Source organism: Methylobacterium sp. AC315 (assembly GCF_979253755.1).
Map to the genome: position 1 here is coordinate 1 of NZ_CEEDEA010000080.1, position 307 is coordinate 307.

Consider the following 307-nt stretch of genomic DNA (forward strand, 5'->3'; position numbering starts at 1 on the left):
CTCAAGCACATCCTGCGGGCGCGCATCGTCCTGCTCTCGTTCGAACGCTTGAGCGTGCAGGACGTGGCTCGGCAGGCCGGCGTCAGCCGGCCCGCAGTCTGGCGCTGGCAGCAGCGCTTTGCCGAGGAGGGCGTCGAGGGCCTGCTGCGGGACAAGACCCGCCCACCCGGCACCCCGCCGCATTCCACCCGCACCGTGGCGACGGTGCTGGCGCTGACGTGTTCGGAACCGCCGGACGAGGTCACGCACTGGACCGGCCGCGCCGTCGCTGCGCGGACCGGCATCTCACTCCGCTCCGTGCAGCGGA

The 307-nt window shown here is 72.6% G+C and carries 1 protein-coding gene; it reads left to right on the forward strand.

Translation table 11 applies throughout. The annotated features are described in order from the left end of the window. A partial coding sequence (locus tag AC0IY0_RS28790; RefSeq protein WP_471766484.1) for a helix-turn-helix domain-containing protein occupies positions 1 to 307 on the forward strand: 307 nt, incomplete at both ends.